Origin of the sequence: Terracoccus sp. 273MFTsu3.1 (assembly GCF_000383675.1) — a bacterium.
Classification (GTDB): Bacteria; Actinomycetota; Actinomycetes; order Actinomycetales; family Dermatophilaceae; genus Terrabacter.
Map to the genome: position 1 here is coordinate 24172 of NZ_KB911824.1, position 19139 is coordinate 43310.

Consider the following 19139-nt stretch of genomic DNA (forward strand, 5'->3'; position numbering starts at 1 on the left):
TGATGGGTGCGACATGACCCGTAAGAAGATCCTCACCGTCCTGCGCGTGGCCATCGCGCTCATCACCCTCGCAGCCGTGGTCTACGCCGTCGTCCACAACTGGGCCGACGTGTCCGTGCACCTCGACAAGATCTCGTGGACGACGTTCCTGTGGTCGACCCTCGCGGCGGGCATCGGCACGTGGCTGACGATGATCGGCTGGAAGACGCTGCTGCGCGACCTCGGCTCCGACCTGCACCTCGCGCCCGCGTCCGGGGTCTACTTCGTCGGCCAGCTCGGCAAGTACCTCCCCGGCTCGCTCTGGTCGGTGCTCGTCCAGGCCGACATCGCGAGCCACCTCAAGGTGCCTCGTCGGCGCACCGCCGTGACCGGCCTGCTCGCGCTCGGACTGGCCCTGCTCACGGGGCTGCTCGTCGGGCTCCCGGCGGCGTCGTTCCTGATCACGAGCACCTCGTCGGGCTTCGACTGGTGGCTGCTCCTCGGCATCCCGATCCTCGTCGTGCTCTGCGTGCCCAGGCTGCTCAACGCGATCATCGACAAGATGCTGCGCACCATCAAGCGCGAGCCCCTCGAGCACAGCCTCTCGGCAGGTGCCGTCCTGCGCGCGGTCGTCATCTTCGTCCTCGTGTGGGTCGCCTTCGGCGTGCACACGCTGCTGCTCGCCCGGGCGGTCGCCGGCGACGCCTCCCCGCACCCCGACCTCACGACCGCGGCGATGACGGGCTACGCCCTGTCGGTGTCGCTCGGCATGCTGACGATCGTCCTGCCCGCCGGTCTGGGTGCCCGCGAGGGACTGCTCACCCTCATCCTGTCCACCGCCATGCCGACGCCGGCGGCGGCTGCCGTCGCGATCATGTCGCGCTTCATCGTCACGATCGTCGACGTCGTCGCAGCGCTCGGCGGCTGGCTCTACGCCCGCTCGCACCACCTCATTACCGAGCGGCACGCCGCCGCCGAGAGCGACGTCAGCGTCTGACCCCTCGCGGTCCGACCCTGCGCGCGCCGACGCTCAGCGGCGCTCGAGCACGAAGACGGGGATGAGACGGTCGGTCTTCGTCTGGTACTCCGCGTAGGGCGGGTAGGCCGCGACGCACCGCTGCCACCACTGCTCGCGCTCCTCGCCCTCGAGCTCGCGCGCGTGCACGGGGAACGTCTCGGTGCCGGCCTGGAGGTCGATGTCGGGGTGGGCGAGGAGGTTGTGGTACCACTTCGGGTGCGTCGGGGCCCCACCCTGGCTCGCCACCGCAGCGAACGACCCGTCGTGCTCGACGCGCATGAGCGGCACCTTGCGGATCGCCGCGGTCTTCGCGCCGCGCATCGTCAGCATGACCACGGGCAGGCCCATGATGTCGACCGATTCGGTGGTGCCCGTGCGCTCGATCGTCTCGACCTGCTTGCGGACCCACTCGCTGGGGCTGGGGACGTACTCGCCGGTGATCGCCATGACGGCAGGGTAACCCGCGCCACACGCGACCAGCCCCCGGTGGTCACCGGGGGCTGGGAGGCGAAACGGGGGAGGGCTCAGGCGGCGCCGGGCTCCGGGGCGGAGCTCCACGGGTACTTCTTGACGAAGTCCTCGACGACGGCCGTGTTGAGGCCTCCGCACAGCTGGCGGTGACCCATCTGGGTGCCGACCTTGCCGGTGGCCTGGTCGACGTCGGCGGACCAGTGCGACAGGGCGTACTTCTTGCCCGCGGGGAACGCGCCGTAGGCCGGGTCCCACGGGCTGATGAGGAACTTGTTGGCCGACTCCTTCATGGCGTTGACCTTGGTCGACAGGGCCTGGAACGTGGCCGCCTGGTCCTTCTCGACGGAGCGGTCGTACCAGAGGATCGTGTAGCCGTGCTCGAGGTTGTGCACCAGCGTCTCGATCTGCGGGGCGTCCGCGACGGTGTAGACGCGACGCCCGTCGACGGCCGGGACGGCGAAGTGCTTGCCGCTCGACGGCGGGATCGTGGAGTACGTGATCTTCGTGACGTCCGGCTGGTTGGTGCCCGGGCCGACGTGGTCGCTCGAGCCGCTCGCGGGGTCGTTGGTGACGGGGTCGCACGAGGCGGCGGCGACGTCGCCGCTGATGTTCTGGAGCGCCTCGTCCTTCTTGTTCTGCTCACCGATGATCGCCCACGCGACAGCCGCGCCGATGATGGCGATGACGGCCACGCAGGCGCCGATCACGACGAAGAGGCGACGGCGCTCGGCCTTCTTCTGTGCGGCCTGCATCTCGGCGACGCGCTCGCGGCGGTCTCGGCTCGTCTCGCGGGCCATCGTTCCTCGTTCCTGTCGGTCTGTCGGCGGCGGCCGGTGGGGCCGGTGGGGCGGGGGGTGTGAGTCGCTCGTCGACGGACGGGGCGTCCCGTGCGGCGACGGTGCCGAGTGTAGGCGAGGATGATGTGGTGCCCGAAGCCCCGACCCGCCTGTGGCGCAGCGACCGCGAGATCGCGCTGCGTGCCCAGCTCGGTGTCTTCCGTCGGGGCTCGGGTGACCCCACCTCACGCTTCGGACGCGACGGCACGGTGACGCGGGCCGCGCAGACGCCCGAGGGGGTCGGCACCCTCCACCTCGTGTGCCGTCCGGGGGACGCCGAGGTGCAGGCCCAGGCCTGGGGCCCGGGGGCGGCGTGGCTGCTCGACGCCGTGCCGGGTCTCCTCGGCGACGACGACGACCCCTCCGGCTTCGTGCCCCACCACGACCTCGTCGCCGAGGCCTGGCGGCGGTTCTCCCACTGGCGGGTCCCGCGCTCGGGCCTCGTCTTCGACGCGCTCGCACCGGCGGTCATCGAGCAGAAGGTGACCGGCCAGGAGGCGTTCTCGGGCTATCGCGTGCTCGTCCGTCGCTTCGGAGAGCCGGCCCCCGGCCCCTTCCCGGGGCTCATGGCCCCACCGACCGCAGCCGGGTGGGCGGCGGTCCCGTCGTGGGCGTGGTTGCAGGCCTCCGTCGACGGCGCGCGCTCGCGGACCGTCGTGCGGGCAGCGGGGTATGCCGGCCGGCTCGAGCAGGGGGCGACCGTGTCCGTCGCGGAGGCGCACCGTCGCCTGCGGGCCCTGCCGGGGGTCGGGGTGTGGACGGCCGCCGAGGTCGCGCAGCGAGCGCTCGGCGACCCCGACTCGGTGTCCTTCGGCGACTACCACGTGGCCAAGGACATCGGGTGGGCGCTGACCGGGACCCCGGTGGACGACGACGGCCTCGCCGAGCTGCTCGAGCCCTACCGCGGGCACCGGTACCGGGTGCAGCACCTGCTCGGTCTCGCCGGGCACCACCGGCCGCGGCGCGGGCCGCGGATGGCGCCGCGCACGCACCTGCCCACGCGCACCCGCTGAGCGACGCCGGACGGCATACGCAGGCTCGGCCGGGCGGGAGCGGGGTGCAGGTTCGTGCAGACATGGGCCCCCAAGCCACCACATGTCGCCCGTGTCGCCTATGCTCCGGTCGGCCGCTCGGGGACGCGGCCTCCCACAACTCACGAAAGGCAGCCACGTGGCTCGTCATCACCTGGGGGCACGCGCCCTCACCATCGGGGCCGCGGCGGCGTTGCTCGGCCCCATCGCCCTCGCCGTCCCGGCGGGTGCGGGGCAGACGCAGGGCTCGCACGGTCTCGACCTGCGCGGACGCACCGGTCTCGTCATCGCCGGCGGCGCCAAGGCGCCGTCCGGCACGGTCGCTCCGAGCGCCCGGAAGGCCGCCGACTCCGTCCAGCGCCGCACGACGGCCCCGCGCTCGGCCGTCTCCGGCCGCGCCGCCGCGAGGACGCTCGGCTCGCTGTCCCTGTCGTCGGCCACCGCCGACGGCGGCTCTCCCTCGCTGTCCACCCAGGCGGCGCCGCAGGCCGTCGCGGGCACGTGCGCCGACGGCACCATCGACGTCAACCCGATGGTCGACCGCACCGTCGTGCGTGCCACGTCGCCGATCAGTGGCGCCCTGACGCTCCAGCGCCTGCGCGAGTACGGCTCGTGGCGCACCATCGCCTCCGGTTCCGGCACGACGCTCAAGGTCAACGACACGACGGTCAACGAGAACGTCTCCTACCAGTACCGCCTGCTGGCCAAGAACGGCACCGACCCCGACTTCGACTGCACGACCGAGTTCATGTACGGCATGTGGACCCGTGACGGTGCGGGCGACCCCGACGCCGTCGTCGCGGGCACGACCGGCATCTTCCAGCAGGGGATGTTCAGCGTCGGCAGCCGCGCGGTCGCCAACGAGTACCAGAGCCCGCGCTACTCGACGGACGGGCGTCTCTACGCCGCCACCAGGGTCATCGACGACGCCGCCGGGCGAGCCGTGCTGGAGGTGCGCCGCTCGTCGAACTCGGCGCTCGTCTTCACGGTCGACCTCGGCACGAGCGCGTTCCCGGCGGACCCCGACTTCTCGCCCGACGGGCAGACGATCGCCTACACCCGCTACGCCGCTGCCACGGGGCAGTCGCTCGGACTCGGTTTCGTCGACGTCTTCGGTGCGCACACCCAGACCGTGCTCAGCCCGTCCACGCGCGTCGGTGAGCCCTCGTGGCGTCCCGACGGCACCAGCCTCGTCGTGTCGACCTTCGGCGTGCCGACGCCGGGACTCGCGGTCGTGACGAAGGCGACGGGCGCCGTCACGCCCCTCAGCGGTACCGCCGGCGGCTACACCGCCGACGTCGCCCCGGACGGCACGATCCTCTTCGCCTGGACCGCGAGCGACGACTCGTCGAGCGCGCTGCGCCGCAAGGCCACGAGCGGCGCGGTCTCGGACGTGCGCACGTCGACGACGGACTTCTTCATCTCCCCGCGACTGACGTCGGACGGCACGCTCTACGTCGAGCGGGACACGCCCGACGTCGCCGACCCGACGAGCTACTCGATGGCGGTCCACTACGTCGACCCCGCCAACGCGATCGACGACGAGGTCACGGCCGTCGGCCTCGAGTTCGAGGACACGCTCATCAACGGCTGGGACCTGCGCCAGCCGCAGAGCAAGGGCACGTCGGACTTCACCGCCGAGGCGCACCACGACGTGGTCGCCCGCGACGCGAGCGGCAACCTCTTCGCCTACCGCAACACCGGCAACGAGCTGAGCGGACGCGTCCAGATCGGGTCCGGCTGGAAGAGCTACACGGCGGTCCTCGCCGCCGGTGACCTCACCGGCGACGACCAGGCCGACCTCGTCGGTCGCGACGCCAACGGCGCGCTGTGGCTCTACCGGGGCAAGCCGACCGGTGGCTTCCTCGCGCGGACCGCCCTCGGGACCGGCTGGAACAGCTACACGCTCGTGGCCCCCGGCGACTGGAACGGTGACGGCCGCGCCGACATCGTCGCGCGCGACGGTGCCGGCACCCTCTGGCTCTACCCGGGGACGGGCCGCGGCACCCTCGCTGCCCGCGTCAAGCTCGGAACCGGCTGGGGTGGCCTCACCATCATCGGCCCCGGCGACGTCGACTTCGACAACCGCGCCGACCTCATGACGCGCGACTCGGCCGGCCGACTGTTCGTCTACCCGGGCAACGGCACGGGCGGCTTCCTCGCCCGTCGCCAGATCGGCTCCGGGTTCGGCCAGTTCAACGCGATGACGATGACCGAGGTCACGTGGCACCGCCCGATGCTGTGGGTGCGCACCACGGCCGGCGAGCTCGTCAGCTTCGAGATGCGCGGCGACGGCGTCTTCTCTCCCGGTGACGTCTACAGCGTCGGCACCGGCTGGGGATCGTTCACGCTGACGTCCTGACCGGCATACGCCCCTCGGGACGCACGACGGCCCGGCACCCCCTGACGGTGCCGGGCCTTCGTGCGTCGTGACGCGCGGTCAGCGGCGGTAGGAGACGACCACGCTGGGGCGCGGGAAGCCGTCGGTGTGCGGCCAGGTGCTCGACGGCGTCTCGAAGGTCGCGCCGTCGGTCTCGCCGGGGTGCTGCACGGCGACGAAGACCGAGCGCTGGTCCTCCGTGACGAGCGGGCCGCACGTCTCGGCGCCGAACGGCACGGTGAGGAACTGCTCGACGCGGCCGCGGTCCGGTCCGGCGACCGGCACCCGGAAGAGGCCGTCGTTGGAGCCGAGGACGTTGCCGTCCGTCGAGATCCACAGGTTGCCGACGGCGTCGAAGGCGACGTTGTCGGGGCAGCTGATCGGGCTGACCCTGGACTTGTCGTAGCCCGCGAAGTACGTCTCCGGCGCCTCGGGGTCACCGCACACGAGGAAGAGGTCCCACGTGAACGTCGTTGCGGTGTGGTCGTTCCCGAGCTCAGTGAGCTCGAGGACGTAGCCGTTGCGGTTGCCCGACTTGCTCGTGAGCGGGGCGCCGAGGCTGGCGCGGACCATGCTCGAGGCGAGCGGGTTCGTCTCGTCGGTCGGGTACTTCACGCCGCGGTCGGAGTTGTTCGTCAGGGCGGCGTAGATCTTGCCGTTGACGGGGTTGGGCTCGACGTCCTCGGGGCGGTCCATCTTCGTCGGGCCGACGGTGTCGGCAGCGAGCCGGGTGTTGACGAGCACCTCGGCGACGCTCATGCCCGGGACGTAGGAGCGGGTGTCCGACGTGAGCGCGACCCACGTGCCCGCGCCGTCGAACTCGCCGTCGCCGGTGCCGTCACCGACGAACTTCGCGACGTAGAGCGTGCCCTTGGTCAGGAGGGTCTTGTTGTGCGCGCGCGCAGCGCGCGACCCGCCCTTGCGGAAGCGGTCCGTCGAGACGAACTTGTAGAGGTAGTCGCCGCGCTCGTCGTCACCCATGTAGGCGACGGCGTGCCCGGACTCGGAGATCGTGACGTTGGCGCCCTCGTGCTTGAAGCGGCCGAGCATCGTCTGCTTGACCGGCGTCGAGCCGGGCTCGAAGGGGTCCACCTCGACGACCCAGCCGAAGCGGTAGGCCTCGTGCGGGTGCTTGCTGAGGTCGAAGCGCTCGTCGACGGTCGACCAGCCGCGGTTCGTCACCGGTGCGGTCGCGAGGCCGTAGCGCTTGAACGACGTGGCGTTCGCCGGGTCGACGGCGCCGCTCGCGTCGAAGTAGCCGTTGAAGTTCTCCTCGCCGGACAGCACGGTGCCCCACGGGGTCGTGCCGCCGGCGCAGTTGCCGAAGGTGCCGTTGACCCGGGTCCCCGTCGGGTCGGCTGCGGTGCGGAGCAGCTCGTGGCCGGCGGCCGGGCCGTGGAAGGCGAACTCGGTGTGCACGGTGATGCGGCGGTTGTGGTGGGCGTGCCGGTGGTCGGCGCGGATCCAGGATCCCTGGGCGCGACCGCGCTCGATCGTGACGACGGCCATGCCGTGCGCGGCCATCGCGATCTTCTTGATCGTGGCGTCGTCGTACTCGCCGGTCGGGAACATGAGGTTCTCGTCCGTGTACTCGTGGTTCGTGACGAGCAGCGCGCGTCGGCCGTCGAGGGGCAGGACGCCGACGTAGTCGTTGTTGTAGCCGAACTGCTGGGCCTGAGCGTCCGGCGTCTGGGCGTGTGCGTCGAAGCGGGGGGCGCCGGCCTCGACCGGGTCGCCCCAGCGGATGACGACGTTGTGGGTGAACTCCGGGGCGTTCGTCACGGCGTCAGCACGGTTGGGTGCGACGGGCGTGAAGGCGGCGTGGCCGACGTCCGCGGTGGTGCGGCTCCGGCCGGCTGAGGCGCTGGTGTCAGCGGCCGCGGCGGGTGTGGCGGTGGCGAGGCCGCCGACGACGAGTGCGCCGGCGCCGATGGCGCCGCCCTTGAGGACCGAGCGGCGAGCGAGAGCGCCCTCGACGAGGTCGCGCATCGCTGGGTTGGCGCTCTCGTTGGGGACCGGGGCGTCGCAGGCGTTGTTGCAGCGGTAGTGACACGTCATGCGGCTGCGCGAGCCGTGACGTGGCGTGGCGATCAGGGGGAGAAGCTTGGGGGTCACGCGGGTGCTCCTTCGGCGAGTGAGTCCGCCGCGCCCCTCTGGTCGGCGCGGCTGGGAACCGTCTGTGACGTTAGGAGCGCTGGGGGAGCGGCCGGGTGCTGCTTCGGTGGCCATCCGGTGAACTCCGCGTGTCCCCTTCGTCAGAGGCGTATGCCGTCCCAAACCACTCGTCGCGCGTTGCCGTGGGTGGCACGCTGGTCGCCATGCGGATGCTCTTCGCGACGACGGCGGGGACAGGGCACTTCGGCCCCATGGTCCCCGTGGCCCGGGCGTGCGCCGAGGCGGGGCACGAGGTGCGGGTCGCAGCCCCGCAGTCGTTTGCGAGCCACGTGGCCCGGGCCGGTCTCGAGCACGTGCCGTTCGACGACGTGCCACCGGAGGTCATGGGCCCGGTCTTCGCGCGGCTGCCGTCGATGACCCCGAAGGAGGCCAACGCGACGGTGGTCCGGGACGTCTTCGGTCGCCTCGACGCGCAGGCCGCGTGGCCGCGGGTGCAGGAGCTCGTCGACGCGTGGGCGCCGGACGTCGTCCTGCGTGAGCCGTGCGAGTTCGGGTCCCTGGCGGCCGCGGTTCGGTCCGGTGTGCCGCACGTCGAGGTGGCGATCGGGCTGGGGACCCTCCAGCGGTGGGCCGGGCCCGCGCTCGTCGACCCGTTGGCCGAGCTCGACGCCATCGCCGGCCTGGACGGCGGGTCGTGCGCCTCGGCGATGGCATCGGCGCCCGTCCTGTCACAGGTCCCGCCGAGTCTCGACGTCACGGACCATGTGACGGGCGCGAACGGCATTGGCGCGCAGGGCGTCCCGAGGGTCACCCGCTATCGCGACGCTGCGGCCCGGTCCGGCTCGGGGACGGTACCGACCGGATGGGGCGACCCCGACCTCCCTCTCGTCTACGTGACGTTCGGGTCGGTGACAGCAGGCTTCGACGCGCTGAGCTCGGTCTTCGGGCTCTCGCTCGACGCGCTCGCCGACCTGCCGGTGAGGGTGCTCCTCACGACCGGGCAGGCGGGCGACCCCGAGACCCTGCGGCCGTGGCCCGACAACGCGCACGTCGAGCGGTGGTGGCCACAGGACGACGTCATGCCGCTCGCGTCGGCGGTGGTCGGTCACGGTGGGTTCGGCACGATGATGTCCGCCCTCGTCGCCGGGGTGCCGCAGGTGCTCGTGCCGCTCTTCGCCTTCGACCAGGAGGTCAACGCGCGGCGCATCGAGGAGGTCGGGGCCGGCCTTCGCCTCGGCGGTCGCCACGGCGCGATTCCCGAGCTGGCCGGCGCCCTCACCAGGGTCCTCGGCGACGCCGCCATCCGCTCCAGGGCGGCCGCGTTGGCCGACGAGGTCGCGGCGCTCCCCGATGCGTCGGAGATCGTGACCTCCATCGAAGGAATCGTCTCGAGCGGACTCACAGGCTGACGAGCCGGGCTTCAGAGTCCGAAAGCTCTTGAGTCGCCTAGTTTGTTCGTGGGGCCACGCGCACGCCCGGAGGCGCTCCCAGCCAGTCGATCTGGTACTCGCTGCCCGAGGGGAGCTTCGCACTCATCTTCACCTCGAGGCTCGACTCGCGGGTCACCGAGAGCGTGGCATCCATGCCGAAGGCCTTGAAGCCGAGGCTGAACCCGCCACTTGCCTCGATGCTCACGTCACGCTCGAAGCTCGTCGGCTTCGTGCCCGCATCCCGGAGGTCGACGACGAAGGACTTCTGGATGACCAAGACGGGCGCCTGGTCGACGACACGCACCGCGAGCTCCAAGGGACCTTCGACCCGTCGAGGCCAGACCACGAGCTGACGGGTGGCCTCGTACTGCCCTTCGTGCGTCACGAGACGCGCCTCCCACGCGACCGGTAGCGAGACGAACAAGACCTGGGTCTCGCCGTCGCCGGCCGTGATCTCGGACGTGTCCGTGATCGTGACCTTCGCGTCAGCCGACAGCCCGTTGCCCGCGATCTTGAACTCGAGACCACCGCCGTGTGCGTCAGAGCGGCTGAACGACGTGGCCACCTCAGCGTCCGCGCCGGGTGGTGAGGCCGCCACGAGCGCAGGTACGTCCACATGACCTTCACCGGATCCAAGCACCTCGTACCGGTCCCGGTCGCCCCACCAATGACCCAGATCGCGCGCCGCGGAGCGCGCGGCTGTCTCGTCGCGAGCTCCGGCGGCCTCGTCGAGCTCGCGGAGGCGTCGCTCCACGGTCGAGGGCATCGGCGACCCGTCGCTCATGCTGGGTCTGAACCGGTCGACGCCGAAGTCGAACGGCCTCTCCAGCGGGTCTACGTACGTCACGGTCGCGCGCCCCTGCGGACGCAGGGTCCCCTGTGCGGTCATGGGTCTGACTCCTTGTGCGCTGGGAGTGATCCATCGACGGTACCCATGATGACGTGAGTTCATGGGCGAACGGTGGTTCCCACTGACGGCGGCTCAGGGGATGTGGCGCTCGGCGTCTACCTCGTTGCGCATCTCGACGAGGGCTTGCGCGTGGTCGCGCAGCGCGACGTCCTCAGCGCTGACGGGCACCCACGGGCGCGCGGCGATGGCGGTGCCGCCGACGCCGAGCGGCACGAAGACGATGAGCGAGTGGGTCGTCAGGTCGAGGTCGCCGGTCGAGGGATCACCCGAGCGGACGTGGACGCTGATGTGCATGCTGGAGGTGCCGGTGAGCAGCAGCCGCGCCTCCACCTCCACGAGGTGTCCGATCCGGAGCGGTCGGTAGAAGCGGACCCCGCCAGCGTAGACGGCGACGTTGGACGCCGAGCCGGTCCACTGCGTGGCGAGCACGTGCGCAGCCTCGTCGATCCAGCGCATGACGATCCCGCCGTGCACCTTGCCGCCCCAGTTGACGTCGGTCGGGGCTGCGAGGAAGCGCAGGACGACGCGGGGTGCCGTGCCGGCGTCGCTGTAGGTCTGAGCGGCCATGGCTGCGGCGATCTCGTTGCGCAGACCGATCCGGGTGACCGCGCTCTCCTGCCACTCGCGGTCGTGCTCGTCCTCGGGGACGAGCTGGGCGACCGGGGTCGGGCGGCCCCGCTCGTCGACGGCGACGAAGACCATGATGCAGTCGGTCGTCGGCCGCAGCTCGCCGTCCCTGGGGTTGCCCGCCGAGACGGTGACGAGGATGTGCATGCTCGTCGTGCCGGAGTGGATGATGCGTGCCGTGGCCTCGACGAGGTCGCCGACCTGGACGGGCCGGGTGAAGCGCACGTTGCCGACGTATGCCGTGACGCTGTAGGTCCCGCTCCATCCCGCGGCCGCGGCGTAGCCCGCCTTGTCGATCCACTCGAGGACGCGTCCGCCGCCGACCGTGCCGGAGTAGCCCGCGTCGGTGGGTGCGGCGAGGAAGCGCAGGGTGATCTCTCGGGCGCCGCGCGGCATGGGGTCCTCCTGGGGCCGGGGGTGTGCGTCACGAGAGTGGCAGAGCGGGCCCGATCGTGCGTGGCGAGTCCGACGTCCGGCCTGTCGTCGGATCGACCAGCGCCACCTGGACCGGTGTCGAGCCGCCGTGGACCACGAGGTGGCCGCGACCAGGGCGGCGCGTGCCCTCGATCTCGAGACGGACGCCCAGCACGTCGCCGTCTCCCGGTGACGTCGCGCCGAGCAGGATCCCGACGCCGTCGCGTGACACCTCGGGGAGGAGTCCCCGGAAGGCGCCGTTCGCGCGGGTCAGCTCCGCTGCGACCACGAGGATGCCCTCCGTGCCGTCGACGAGGCGAGCGGCCTCGAGCAGCGCCGCCTCGACCCCGCTGCCGTCCACGAGCTCGGCGTCGTCGACGAGCAGGCACAGATCCGGATCGCCACGCCGAACGCCGATGAGCTCCGTGGCGTCGTGTGGTGTCAGGATCGGGCACGCGCGGCCGTCCGCCCACAGGGACAGGACGGAGCGGCGTGGACTGACGACGAGAACGCGTCGTCCCAGCCGGACCAGCTGCTCGCCGAGGGTCACCAGGGTGGTCGAGCGTCCGGACCGGTTCGGTCCCGCGACGACGACGCGGCGGAGACCGTCCCCGAACGGCAGGGCCAGGGGTGCGGCGTCGTCACCGCCGACACCGACCCACAGGTCGTCGTGGGCCGGCGGAAGGTCCTCGAGCCGCGCCTGCTCCGGCAGCGCCGCGATGCGCCAGGGAACGCGATCGCGTCGCTCCCGAGAGCGGCCACGGTGGACGTCCACGACCTTTGCCACGGCCTGCGCGACGTCTGAGGTCGCGGCCAGCTGCACCTCGTGGCCGCTCACGAGGTCGATCGCCCGTCCTGGCGTCCTCGTCGTGGTGGCGAGCTCGGGGGAAACGCCGGCCAGGGTGAGGTCCAGCGGGTCGGGCAGGTGGAGGGCCAGCCGGTGGTCGAGCAGACCCGGCAGGCGGCCGGAGAGGATGGCCCGCCCACCCGTCACGGCGAACCTCACTCCCGCACGGGGGCCGTCCCGGAGCAGGCGGTGCAGCTCGTCGACGGCAGCGCCGTGGTCGACGCCGCACAGGGCCTCTTCGAGCGACTCCCAGCCGTCGACGAGCACGACGGTGCGGGGAGCCGCGGGCTCGGCGCCGTCGACCATCCGGAGGAGGCGGGTGACGACGCGTCGGGTGCGAGTCGGGTCTGCGCCGTCGGTCACGGTCCCGACGTGTGGGAGCGACGCGAGCGCAGCGCACGGCCCGGCGACGCCCTGGAGCACGTGCACGTGCAGGTCGTCGGGTGAGGCGCTCGCGGCAAGGCCGAGGGCGAGGGTGACGAGCGCGGTGGAGCGCCCCGAGCGTGGCCCACCGGCGATGCCGAGGTGGCCCCGGTCGCCCGCGCGCCACCAGAGGGTGCCCCGGCGCTGTTCGTCGGGCACGTCCACGAGCCCCATCGGCACGTCGAGCGCCGACGGCGACCCCGACGAGCGCCCAGCGGCCATCACGTCGGCCGGGGTCAGCTCGGTCGGCAGTGGCGGCAGCCAGGGAGAGGGCTGGGACGGGATTGCGGCGCGGCGAGCAGCGTCGCGCGCTGCGTCGACGACGGCGAGGAGCTCGGTGGGGTGAGGCTGGTCGTCCGCGACGTCCGTGGGAGGTTCGACCGGGGACAGCAGGTCGCGCAGGACGACGCGGGTCCGATCCGTCGTGCCGGGGTCTACGGCCAGCGGGTCCCCGAGGTAGGCGGTCTGCACGGTCGTGAGGGTCCGGTCGCCCGAGCGCAGGCAGGCTCGTCCGGGCGCTCGCGGGTCGAGCGAGGCGGCGTCTACGGCGTCGACCACGTCCTCGCTGTCTGCGCGGTCACGGACCCGGAGCGCGATGCGCAGGGCGACGTTGGCCCGCATGTCGGCCGAGACGATGCCCGCGGGGCGCTGGGTCGCCAGCACGAGATGGAGACCGAGCGACCGACCGAGGGCCGCGACGCGCACGAGGCCCGCGATGAAGTCGGGGAACTCGTCGGCGAGGGCCTTGAACTCGTCCACGACGATGACGAGACGGGACAGCGGAGGGAGCTCACGGCATACGCCCGCGGAGCGCCGGTAGTGGTCGAGGTCACGCGCGGACGCCCGCGCTAGCAGCCGCTCACGGCGCTTCATCTCGGCATCGAGCGACGTGAGAGCCCGCGCCGTCAGGTGCGCGTCGAGGTCGGTGACGATGCCGACCGTGTGCGGTAGTCGGGCGCAGTCGCCGAAGGCCGATCCACCCTTGTAGTCCACGAGCAGGAGGCCCAGCTCGTCCGGCCGGTTGCTCACGGCGAGGCCGGTGACGAGGGACTGGAGGAGCTCCGACTTGCCCGACCCCGTGGTCCCGCCGACGAGCACGTGCGGCCCGTCCGTCGCCAGGTCGACCGTGAGGTTGCCCTCGGTCGACCGCCCGAGGAGTGCGACGGGACGACCGGTGCTGCGTGCCCACGACCGCAGCAGGCCCTCGCCGGTCGTGGGGTCGACGCCCGCCTCCCGGTGCAGCTCGACGAACGACACGTGCCGGGGCAGCGCTGCCGATCCTGACTCCGGTGTGGCGTCGACGTACGGCGCCAGGACCCGGCTGACGCTCTCGAGCCAGCCGATCGACGGCAGGTCCGGGGCCACCTCCGTGAGGGCGCGCCCGTCCGCTCGCACCGTGGCCGACGGTGCGGAGCCGTCCAGCTCCACCGTGGCGCGCGTCTCGGCCGGAAGGGCGGACACGTCCCTGTCCACGCAGACGAGGACGATCCCGGACTCGGGTCCCGCGCGCAGCAGGTCGGCGACTCCCGGACGGGCCCGGAGCCCGCTGGCTCCGTCGAGGAGGACGACGACGTCGGGAGCGGGACGCCGTGAACCCGTCGAGCGACCGTCGACCGCCGCACCTCGGCTGTCTACGAGCTCGCGGAGGGCCGAGACGTGGCGTGCCACGTCTGCCGCTCGGCCGGCGACGCGCGCCGGCGACCCGTCGTCGTCCCGGACGTGGGGCAGGTGCGCGGCCCACTCCCAGTCGAGCGCGTGATCATGCGTGTCGGCGAGGACGTGGACCTGGACGGTGCGGGGCGTGTGCCACGTCGCCACCTGCAGGAGCAGGCCGCCGACGAGCGAGAGCGTGTGGTCCCGGGGGCCTGCGACGCCGACGACACCTGAGGTCGCGAGATCCAGCAGGGCGGGGAGCCCGTTCACGTGGGGTACGCCGTCGGGTGCCGGACCACGCACGTCGACCCGGGTCGGCTGGGTGGCGGTCCCGAGGCGGAGCACCAGGTGGTCGTCGTCCGAGGGCCGTCGCTCCCACAGCCGGGTCCCGCGTCGGCGGGCGACGGCCTCGAGGTGGCCCAGGTCGGGATGGCCCTCGCGCCGTCGGGTCACGTCCGCCGCGACGGCCTCTGCGAGGTCGTTGCGGGCCTCGGCGAGCTGTACGGCGTGCTCACGGACCTGCCGGCGGTACGACACCCGACCTGCGCGTCGGTCGCTCCACCACTGTCCGATGAGGAGGACCGGCGACATGAGGGCGAAGAGGAGGAGGGCGGGGGAGGAGAGTGTTACGGCGAGCACGGCCGACAGGGCCACCGGAGCCAGCGACGTCAGGAGCGGTGCGCGGTGTCGGTCCGGGCGGCACGGGACCTCGGGAAAGGTCACCGACGACGTGACGCCCGCGTCGCGGAAGCGCGGCTGGCGGTGGATCCGGACCTCGCCGTCCACGACCTCGTGATGGCCGCCGCGGACGTCCACGCCGCCCAGGATGAGCGTCGTCGACCCCACGGTCAGCAGCTGACCGGGCTCGAGACGCGCCCCGTGGCTCGGCAGCAGCGTCCCGTCGATGCGTGACCCGTTGGTCGGGTGGTGATCGACGACGCTGACGTGGTCGGGAGTCACGGTGACGACCGCGTGAGCGCGGGAGACGCCCGGGTCGTCGAGGCGCACGTCCGCGGACGCAGCGCGCCCGACCACGTGCTCGCCCCGACCGAGGCGCACGAGCCGTCCTGCGCCGATCCCACCGGCGAGCCGCAGCTCCACCGCGCCGCGACCCGCCGCGATCACGGCGGGATCGTCCGGACGAGTGATGGTCAGCAGAGCGCCCCGCAGGAGGGGCGGTGCCCCGACGAGGGCGTCGTCGGTGACGAGGTGGCCGTCGGTGCGGAAGCCGCAGCTCGGGACGCCGGAGATCTCGGTGAGCTCGCGACGGATCTCCCCGAAGCGTGTGCCTGACGGGGCCTCGATCGTCACGTGTCGCGGACGCGCGCCGGGCACACGGGTGTCGACGACGGTCATGGTCAGGCGCACCAGGTCCTCCTTCTCGTCCCCCCATGAGACAGCCCCCGTGCCGCCCGCCCTCCGTCGTGTGCACAGGTGTGGACGATGGCGGCGGGGGGATCATGCAGCTCGCTACGGTGCCCCGCGCTCGCACCGACCGACGGCGGCCCTGTGGAGGAAGATCCCGCGTTTGATCGCATTTGACCTAGCTTGGACGCGCCAGATCGGGGCAGTCCGGGCAGGATGTCGGGCGTAGCAACTCACAGGGTTCAGGGGAACGCATGTCCACACAGGAAGCGGTGCGCCACGTCGAGGGCGAGGTCCGTGAGCTGATCCGTCGCTCGGGTCTCGACCCCGCACGTGACTCCAAAGCCGTACGCCGTCTAGTCCAGGACGCCGTGCAGGACTACGACGAGCGCTCCCTCCACGGAGGTCTGCCGACGCTCGGAGACCAGCGAATCGCCGTTCACTCGATCCTTGCCGTCGTCGCCGGATACGGTCCGCTCCAGCAGTACTTCGACGACCCCGCGGTCGAGGAGATCTGGATCAACGAGCCCTCGCGCGTCTTCGTGGCGCGCGGTGGCATCGCCGAGCTGACCCCCACGATCCTCACGGCCGACGACGTGCGCGACCTCGTGGAACGGATGCTCAAGAGCAGCGGCCGGCGCGTCGACCTCAGCAGCCCCTTCGTCGACGCGACGCTCGCCGACGGCTCACGGCTCCATGTCGTCATCCCCGACATCAGCAGAGCCCACTGGCAGGTCAACATCCGCAAGTTCGTCGTCAAGGCCGACCACCTCGACGACCTCGTCCGTCTCGGCACGATGCCACGACAGGCGGCCACGTTCCTCGAGGCCGCCGTCGCCAGCGGTCTCAACGTCCTCGTGGCCGGTGGCACGCAGGCAGGCAAGACGACGCTCCTCAACTGCCTCGCCGCCGCGATCCCGCCGCGCGAGCGCATCGTGACCTGCGAGGAGGTCTTCGAGCTGAAGATCCCGCAGCGCGACGTGGCCGCCATGCAGTGCCGCCAGCCCAGCCTCGAGGGCACGGGCGAGGTCCCGCTGCGGCGCCTCGTCAAGGAGGCACTGCGCATGCGTCCGTCGCGCATCATCGTCGGCGAGGTGCGCCAGGAGGAGAGTCTCGACCTGCTCATCGCCCTGAACAGCGGGGTACCGGGCATGTGCACCGTGCACGCCAACAGCGCCCGCGAGGCCGTCACGAAGATGTGCACGCTGCCGCTCCTCGCCGGCGAGAACGTCTCGAGCCGCTTCGTCGTGCCGACGGTGGCGGCAGCGGTCGACGTCGTCGTCCACGTCGCCCTCGAGCGCGACGGTGTTCGTAGGGTCCGGGAGATCGTCGCCGTCCCCGGACGGGCCGAGGGGGACGTCATCGAGATCGCGGACCTCTTCGTCACGCGCGACGGTGCCCTGCAACGGGCCGACGGGTTCCCGCCCCATCGGGAGGCCTTCGAGCGGGCCGGATACGACGTGGCGGCCCTTCTCGGTCAGGCGAACTCATGATCTCGCCTCTCGCGATCGGCCTGGTGCTAGGCGTCGGCGTCTTCTTCGTCTACTGGTCGTTCTGGCCCCAGGAGCCCGCTCGCGAGAAGGCCGACCGGGGCGGTTTCATGGTCGAGCTGCGTGACCACCTCACCCAGGCCGGATACTCGTCGGTCACGCCCGGCAACGTCGTCGCCGGGTCGGTGGTGCTCTTCGTCGTCGCCTTCATCCTGGTCCTCGCCCTGACGCGCGTCGTCCCGATCTCCTTGTGCTTCAGCCTCATGGCCGGCGCGATCCCGCTCTCGCTCGTGCGGATGCGGGCACGCAAGCGCCGCAACAAGCTTCGCGACCTGTGGCCCGACGTCGTCGACAACATCACGTCGGGCGTGCGCGCGGGCCTGGCGCTCCCCGAGGCACTGTCGCAGCTCGCCGTCCGCGGTCCGGCCGAGCTGCGTCCCGCCTTCGCCGCGTTCGCGGAGGACTACCGGACGACAGGACGTTTCCACGACTGTCTCGACCGGCTCAAGGACCGCCTCAGCGACCCGGTCGGCGACCGCATCGTCGAGTCGCTCCGGATCGCGCGCGAGGTCGGTGGCAGTGACCTCGGGAAGCTGCTCCGCACGCTGTCGTCGTTCCTGCGTGAGGACGCCCGCACTCGCTCCGAGCTCGAGACCCGGCAGAGCTGGACGGTCAACGCGGCCCGTCTCGCGGCCGGTGCCCCGTGGGTCGTCCTCGGGCTGCTCGCCCTGAACGGCAGCTCGCTCGCGGCCTACTCGTCACCCACGGGTTGGGCCGTCCTCGCGGTCGGCGCCGCCCTGTGCGTCGTGGCCTACCGGGCCATGGTGTGGATCGGGCGACTTCCCGAGGAAGAGCGGGTGCTCCGGTGAACGGGTTGGCGGGTCGACTCGGCCAGCTCGTCACCGACGGGTGGTCGTGGGTCGGCGCGAGCGCGGGCGTACTCCTTGTCGCGGGGGTCGCTCTCGTCGTCGCGGGCCTGCCCGCGAGCCGCCGTCCGACCCTCGACGACCGCCTCGAGCCCTACCTGCGCGACACGCCCCGCCCGTCGACGCTGCTCTCCCGGCCGGCCCCGCCACGTGGGCCGTTCGGCTTCGGCGAGCTGCTCGCGCCCTACGTGGCCAGGCTGGGATCAGGGGTGGGCTCGCTCGTCGGGGGTGCCCCGTCCGTAGCGCGCCGCCAGCTCCGTGCGGGGCAGCCGGCGGACGTCGAACGGTTTCGCGCCGAGCAGGTCATGGCCGGGGCAGCCGGGGGACTGGCTGGTCTCGCCTTCACTGCCCTCGTCGCCGTCGCGCAGCGGCGTTTCCCCGTGCCGGTCCTCGTGTCGATGGTGATCGTCGGAGTGCTCGGCGGGATCGCCGGTCGCGACTACCTTCTCAGCCGTGCCGCGAGCCGCCGCGAGGCTCGGATGCTCACCGAGTTTCCCACCGTGGCAGAGCTGCTCGCCCTGGCCGTGAGCGCAGGGGAAGGAGCGGTCGGCGCCCTCGAACGCGTCTGCCGTCTGTCCCGAGGAGAGCTGTCCGACGAGCTGCGCCGGTGCCTGGCGGACGCTCGCGCGGGAGCCAACCTGCCCACGGCGCTCCAGGGCCTCGCAGACCGCACCGGGCTGATGAGCCTGAGCCGTTTCGTCGACGGCATCGTCGTCGCCGTCGAGCGCGGGACGCCGCTTGCCGACGTGCTCCGGGCCCAGGCGCAGGACGTCCGCGAGGACGGGCGACGCACCCTCATGGAGGAGGGCGGGAAGAAGGAGATCTACATGATGGTGCCCATCGTGTTCCTCACCCTGCCAGTGACGGTGCTCTTCGCGCTCTACCCGGGCCTCAGCTTCCTCCATCTCAAGCTCTGACACCCGGCCCACCGAATGTCCTTTCACCGCAATCAAACACAGGGAGAAAGAGAATGAACCGCATCATCACGGCACACGCCCGAGCCCGTGCGGCAGTCACGACCGCCGTGTCGCGCCGGATCGCCGGCTCTCGTGACCGCGGCGACGTCCCCGGCTGGGTCCTCATCACGATCATGACCGCTGGCCTCGTCACCGCCCTGTGGGCCCTCGCCGGCCCCCAGCTCGGGCAGCTCTTCAGCGACGCCATCTCGGACGTCAAGGGCCCGTGAGGTCCGCCGACCCGGCCGCGGTGAGCCCCGGGTCGATC

The 19139-nt window shown here is 72.1% G+C and carries 14 protein-coding genes; 8 read left to right on the forward strand and 6 right to left on the reverse strand.

The genetic code is table 11. The features are described from left to right. Positions 1-13 precede the first annotated feature (13 nt). A complete protein-coding gene (locus tag H283_RS0115245) occupies positions 14-976 on the forward strand; it encodes a lysylphosphatidylglycerol synthase domain-containing protein (RefSeq protein ID WP_020144393.1) in 963 nt (320 codons plus the stop codon). Between the two features lie 33 nt (positions 977-1009). On the opposite strand, the gene H283_RS0115250 is transcribed toward H283_RS0115245, so the two are convergent. Together H283_RS0115250 and H283_RS0115255 are read right to left on the reverse strand one after the other, a co-directional pair. After that, complete coding sequence (locus H283_RS0115250; RefSeq protein ID WP_020144394.1) at positions 1010-1444, reverse strand: nitroreductase family deazaflavin-dependent oxidoreductase; 435 nt, start codon at positions 1442-1444, stop codon at positions 1010-1012. A 77-nt stretch (positions 1445-1521) separates the two neighbouring features. Next, entirely contained in the window at positions 1522-2265 is a 744-nt protein-coding gene (locus H283_RS0115255) for a DUF3105 domain-containing protein (RefSeq protein ID WP_020144395.1), read from the reverse strand. Positions 2266-2390: 125 nt separating this feature from the next. Here H283_RS0115255 and H283_RS0115260 point away from each other — a divergent pair, with 125 nt between their 5' ends. Together H283_RS0115260 and H283_RS26770 are read left to right on the forward strand one after the other, a co-directional pair. Beyond that, positions 2391-3317: a hypothetical protein gene (locus tag H283_RS0115260; protein WP_020144396.1), complete on the forward strand. Its 927-nt coding sequence runs from the start codon at positions 2391-2393 to the stop codon at positions 3315-3317. 157 nt (positions 3318-3474) lie between these two features. After that, entirely contained in the window at positions 3475-5697 is a 2223-nt protein-coding gene (locus H283_RS26770) for an FG-GAP-like repeat-containing protein (protein ID WP_020144397.1), read from the forward strand. Between the two features lie 78 nt (positions 5698-5775). Here the strand turns inward: H283_RS26770 and H283_RS0115270 are convergent, their stop codons facing one another. Then, entirely contained in the window at positions 5776-7830 is a 2055-nt protein-coding gene (locus tag H283_RS0115270) for a PhoX family phosphatase (protein ID WP_020144398.1), read from the reverse strand. Between the two features lie 128 nt (positions 7831-7958). Here H283_RS0115270 and H283_RS26775 point away from each other — a divergent pair, with 128 nt between their 5' ends. Continuing rightward, on the forward strand, positions 7959-9239 hold the full coding sequence (locus tag H283_RS26775; RefSeq protein ID WP_156023230.1) for a glycosyltransferase: 1281 nt from the start codon (positions 7959-7961) through the stop codon (positions 9237-9239). 37 nt (positions 9240-9276) lie between these two features. On the opposite strand, the gene H283_RS0115280 is transcribed toward H283_RS26775, so the two are convergent. From H283_RS0115280 to H283_RS0115290, 3 genes are all read right to left on the reverse strand, one after another. Continuing rightward, a complete protein-coding gene (locus H283_RS0115280) occupies positions 9277-10149 on the reverse strand; it encodes a hypothetical protein (protein WP_020144400.1) in 873 nt (290 codons plus the stop codon). Between the two features lie 93 nt (positions 10150-10242). Continuing rightward, complete coding sequence (locus H283_RS0115285) at positions 10243-11193, reverse strand: acyl-CoA thioesterase (protein ID WP_020144401.1); 951 nt, start codon at positions 11191-11193, stop codon at positions 10243-10245. A gap of 28 nt (positions 11194-11221) precedes the next feature. Next, a complete protein-coding gene (locus H283_RS0115290; RefSeq protein WP_020144402.1) occupies positions 11222-15502 on the reverse strand; it encodes an FtsK/SpoIIIE domain-containing protein in 4281 nt (1426 codons plus the stop codon). Positions 15503-15753: 251 nt separating this feature from the next. Between H283_RS0115290 and H283_RS0115295 the strand changes: the two genes are divergently transcribed. From H283_RS0115295 to H283_RS0115310, 4 genes are read left to right on the forward strand one after another with little or no spacing between them, the layout of a single operon-like run. Further along, entirely contained in the window at positions 15754-16992 is a 1239-nt protein-coding gene (locus H283_RS0115295) for a CpaF family protein (RefSeq protein WP_028785626.1), read from the forward strand. Further along, positions 16989-17858, forward strand: a complete 870-nt coding sequence (locus H283_RS0115300; RefSeq protein WP_020144404.1) for a type II secretion system F family protein — start codon at positions 16989-16991, stop codon at positions 17856-17858. Before H283_RS0115295 ends, H283_RS0115300 begins: the two co-directional genes overlap by 4 nt. Beyond that, positions 17855-18832: a type II secretion system F family protein gene (locus H283_RS0115305; RefSeq protein WP_020144405.1), complete on the forward strand. Its 978-nt coding sequence runs from the start codon at positions 17855-17857 to the stop codon at positions 18830-18832. Before H283_RS0115300 ends, H283_RS0115305 begins: the two co-directional genes overlap by 4 nt. 53 nt (positions 18833-18885) lie before the next feature. Next, positions 18886-19101, forward strand: a complete 216-nt coding sequence (locus tag H283_RS0115310) for a hypothetical protein (RefSeq protein ID WP_020144406.1) — start codon at positions 18886-18888, stop codon at positions 19099-19101. The last annotated feature ends 38 nt before the right edge of the window (positions 19102-19139 follow it).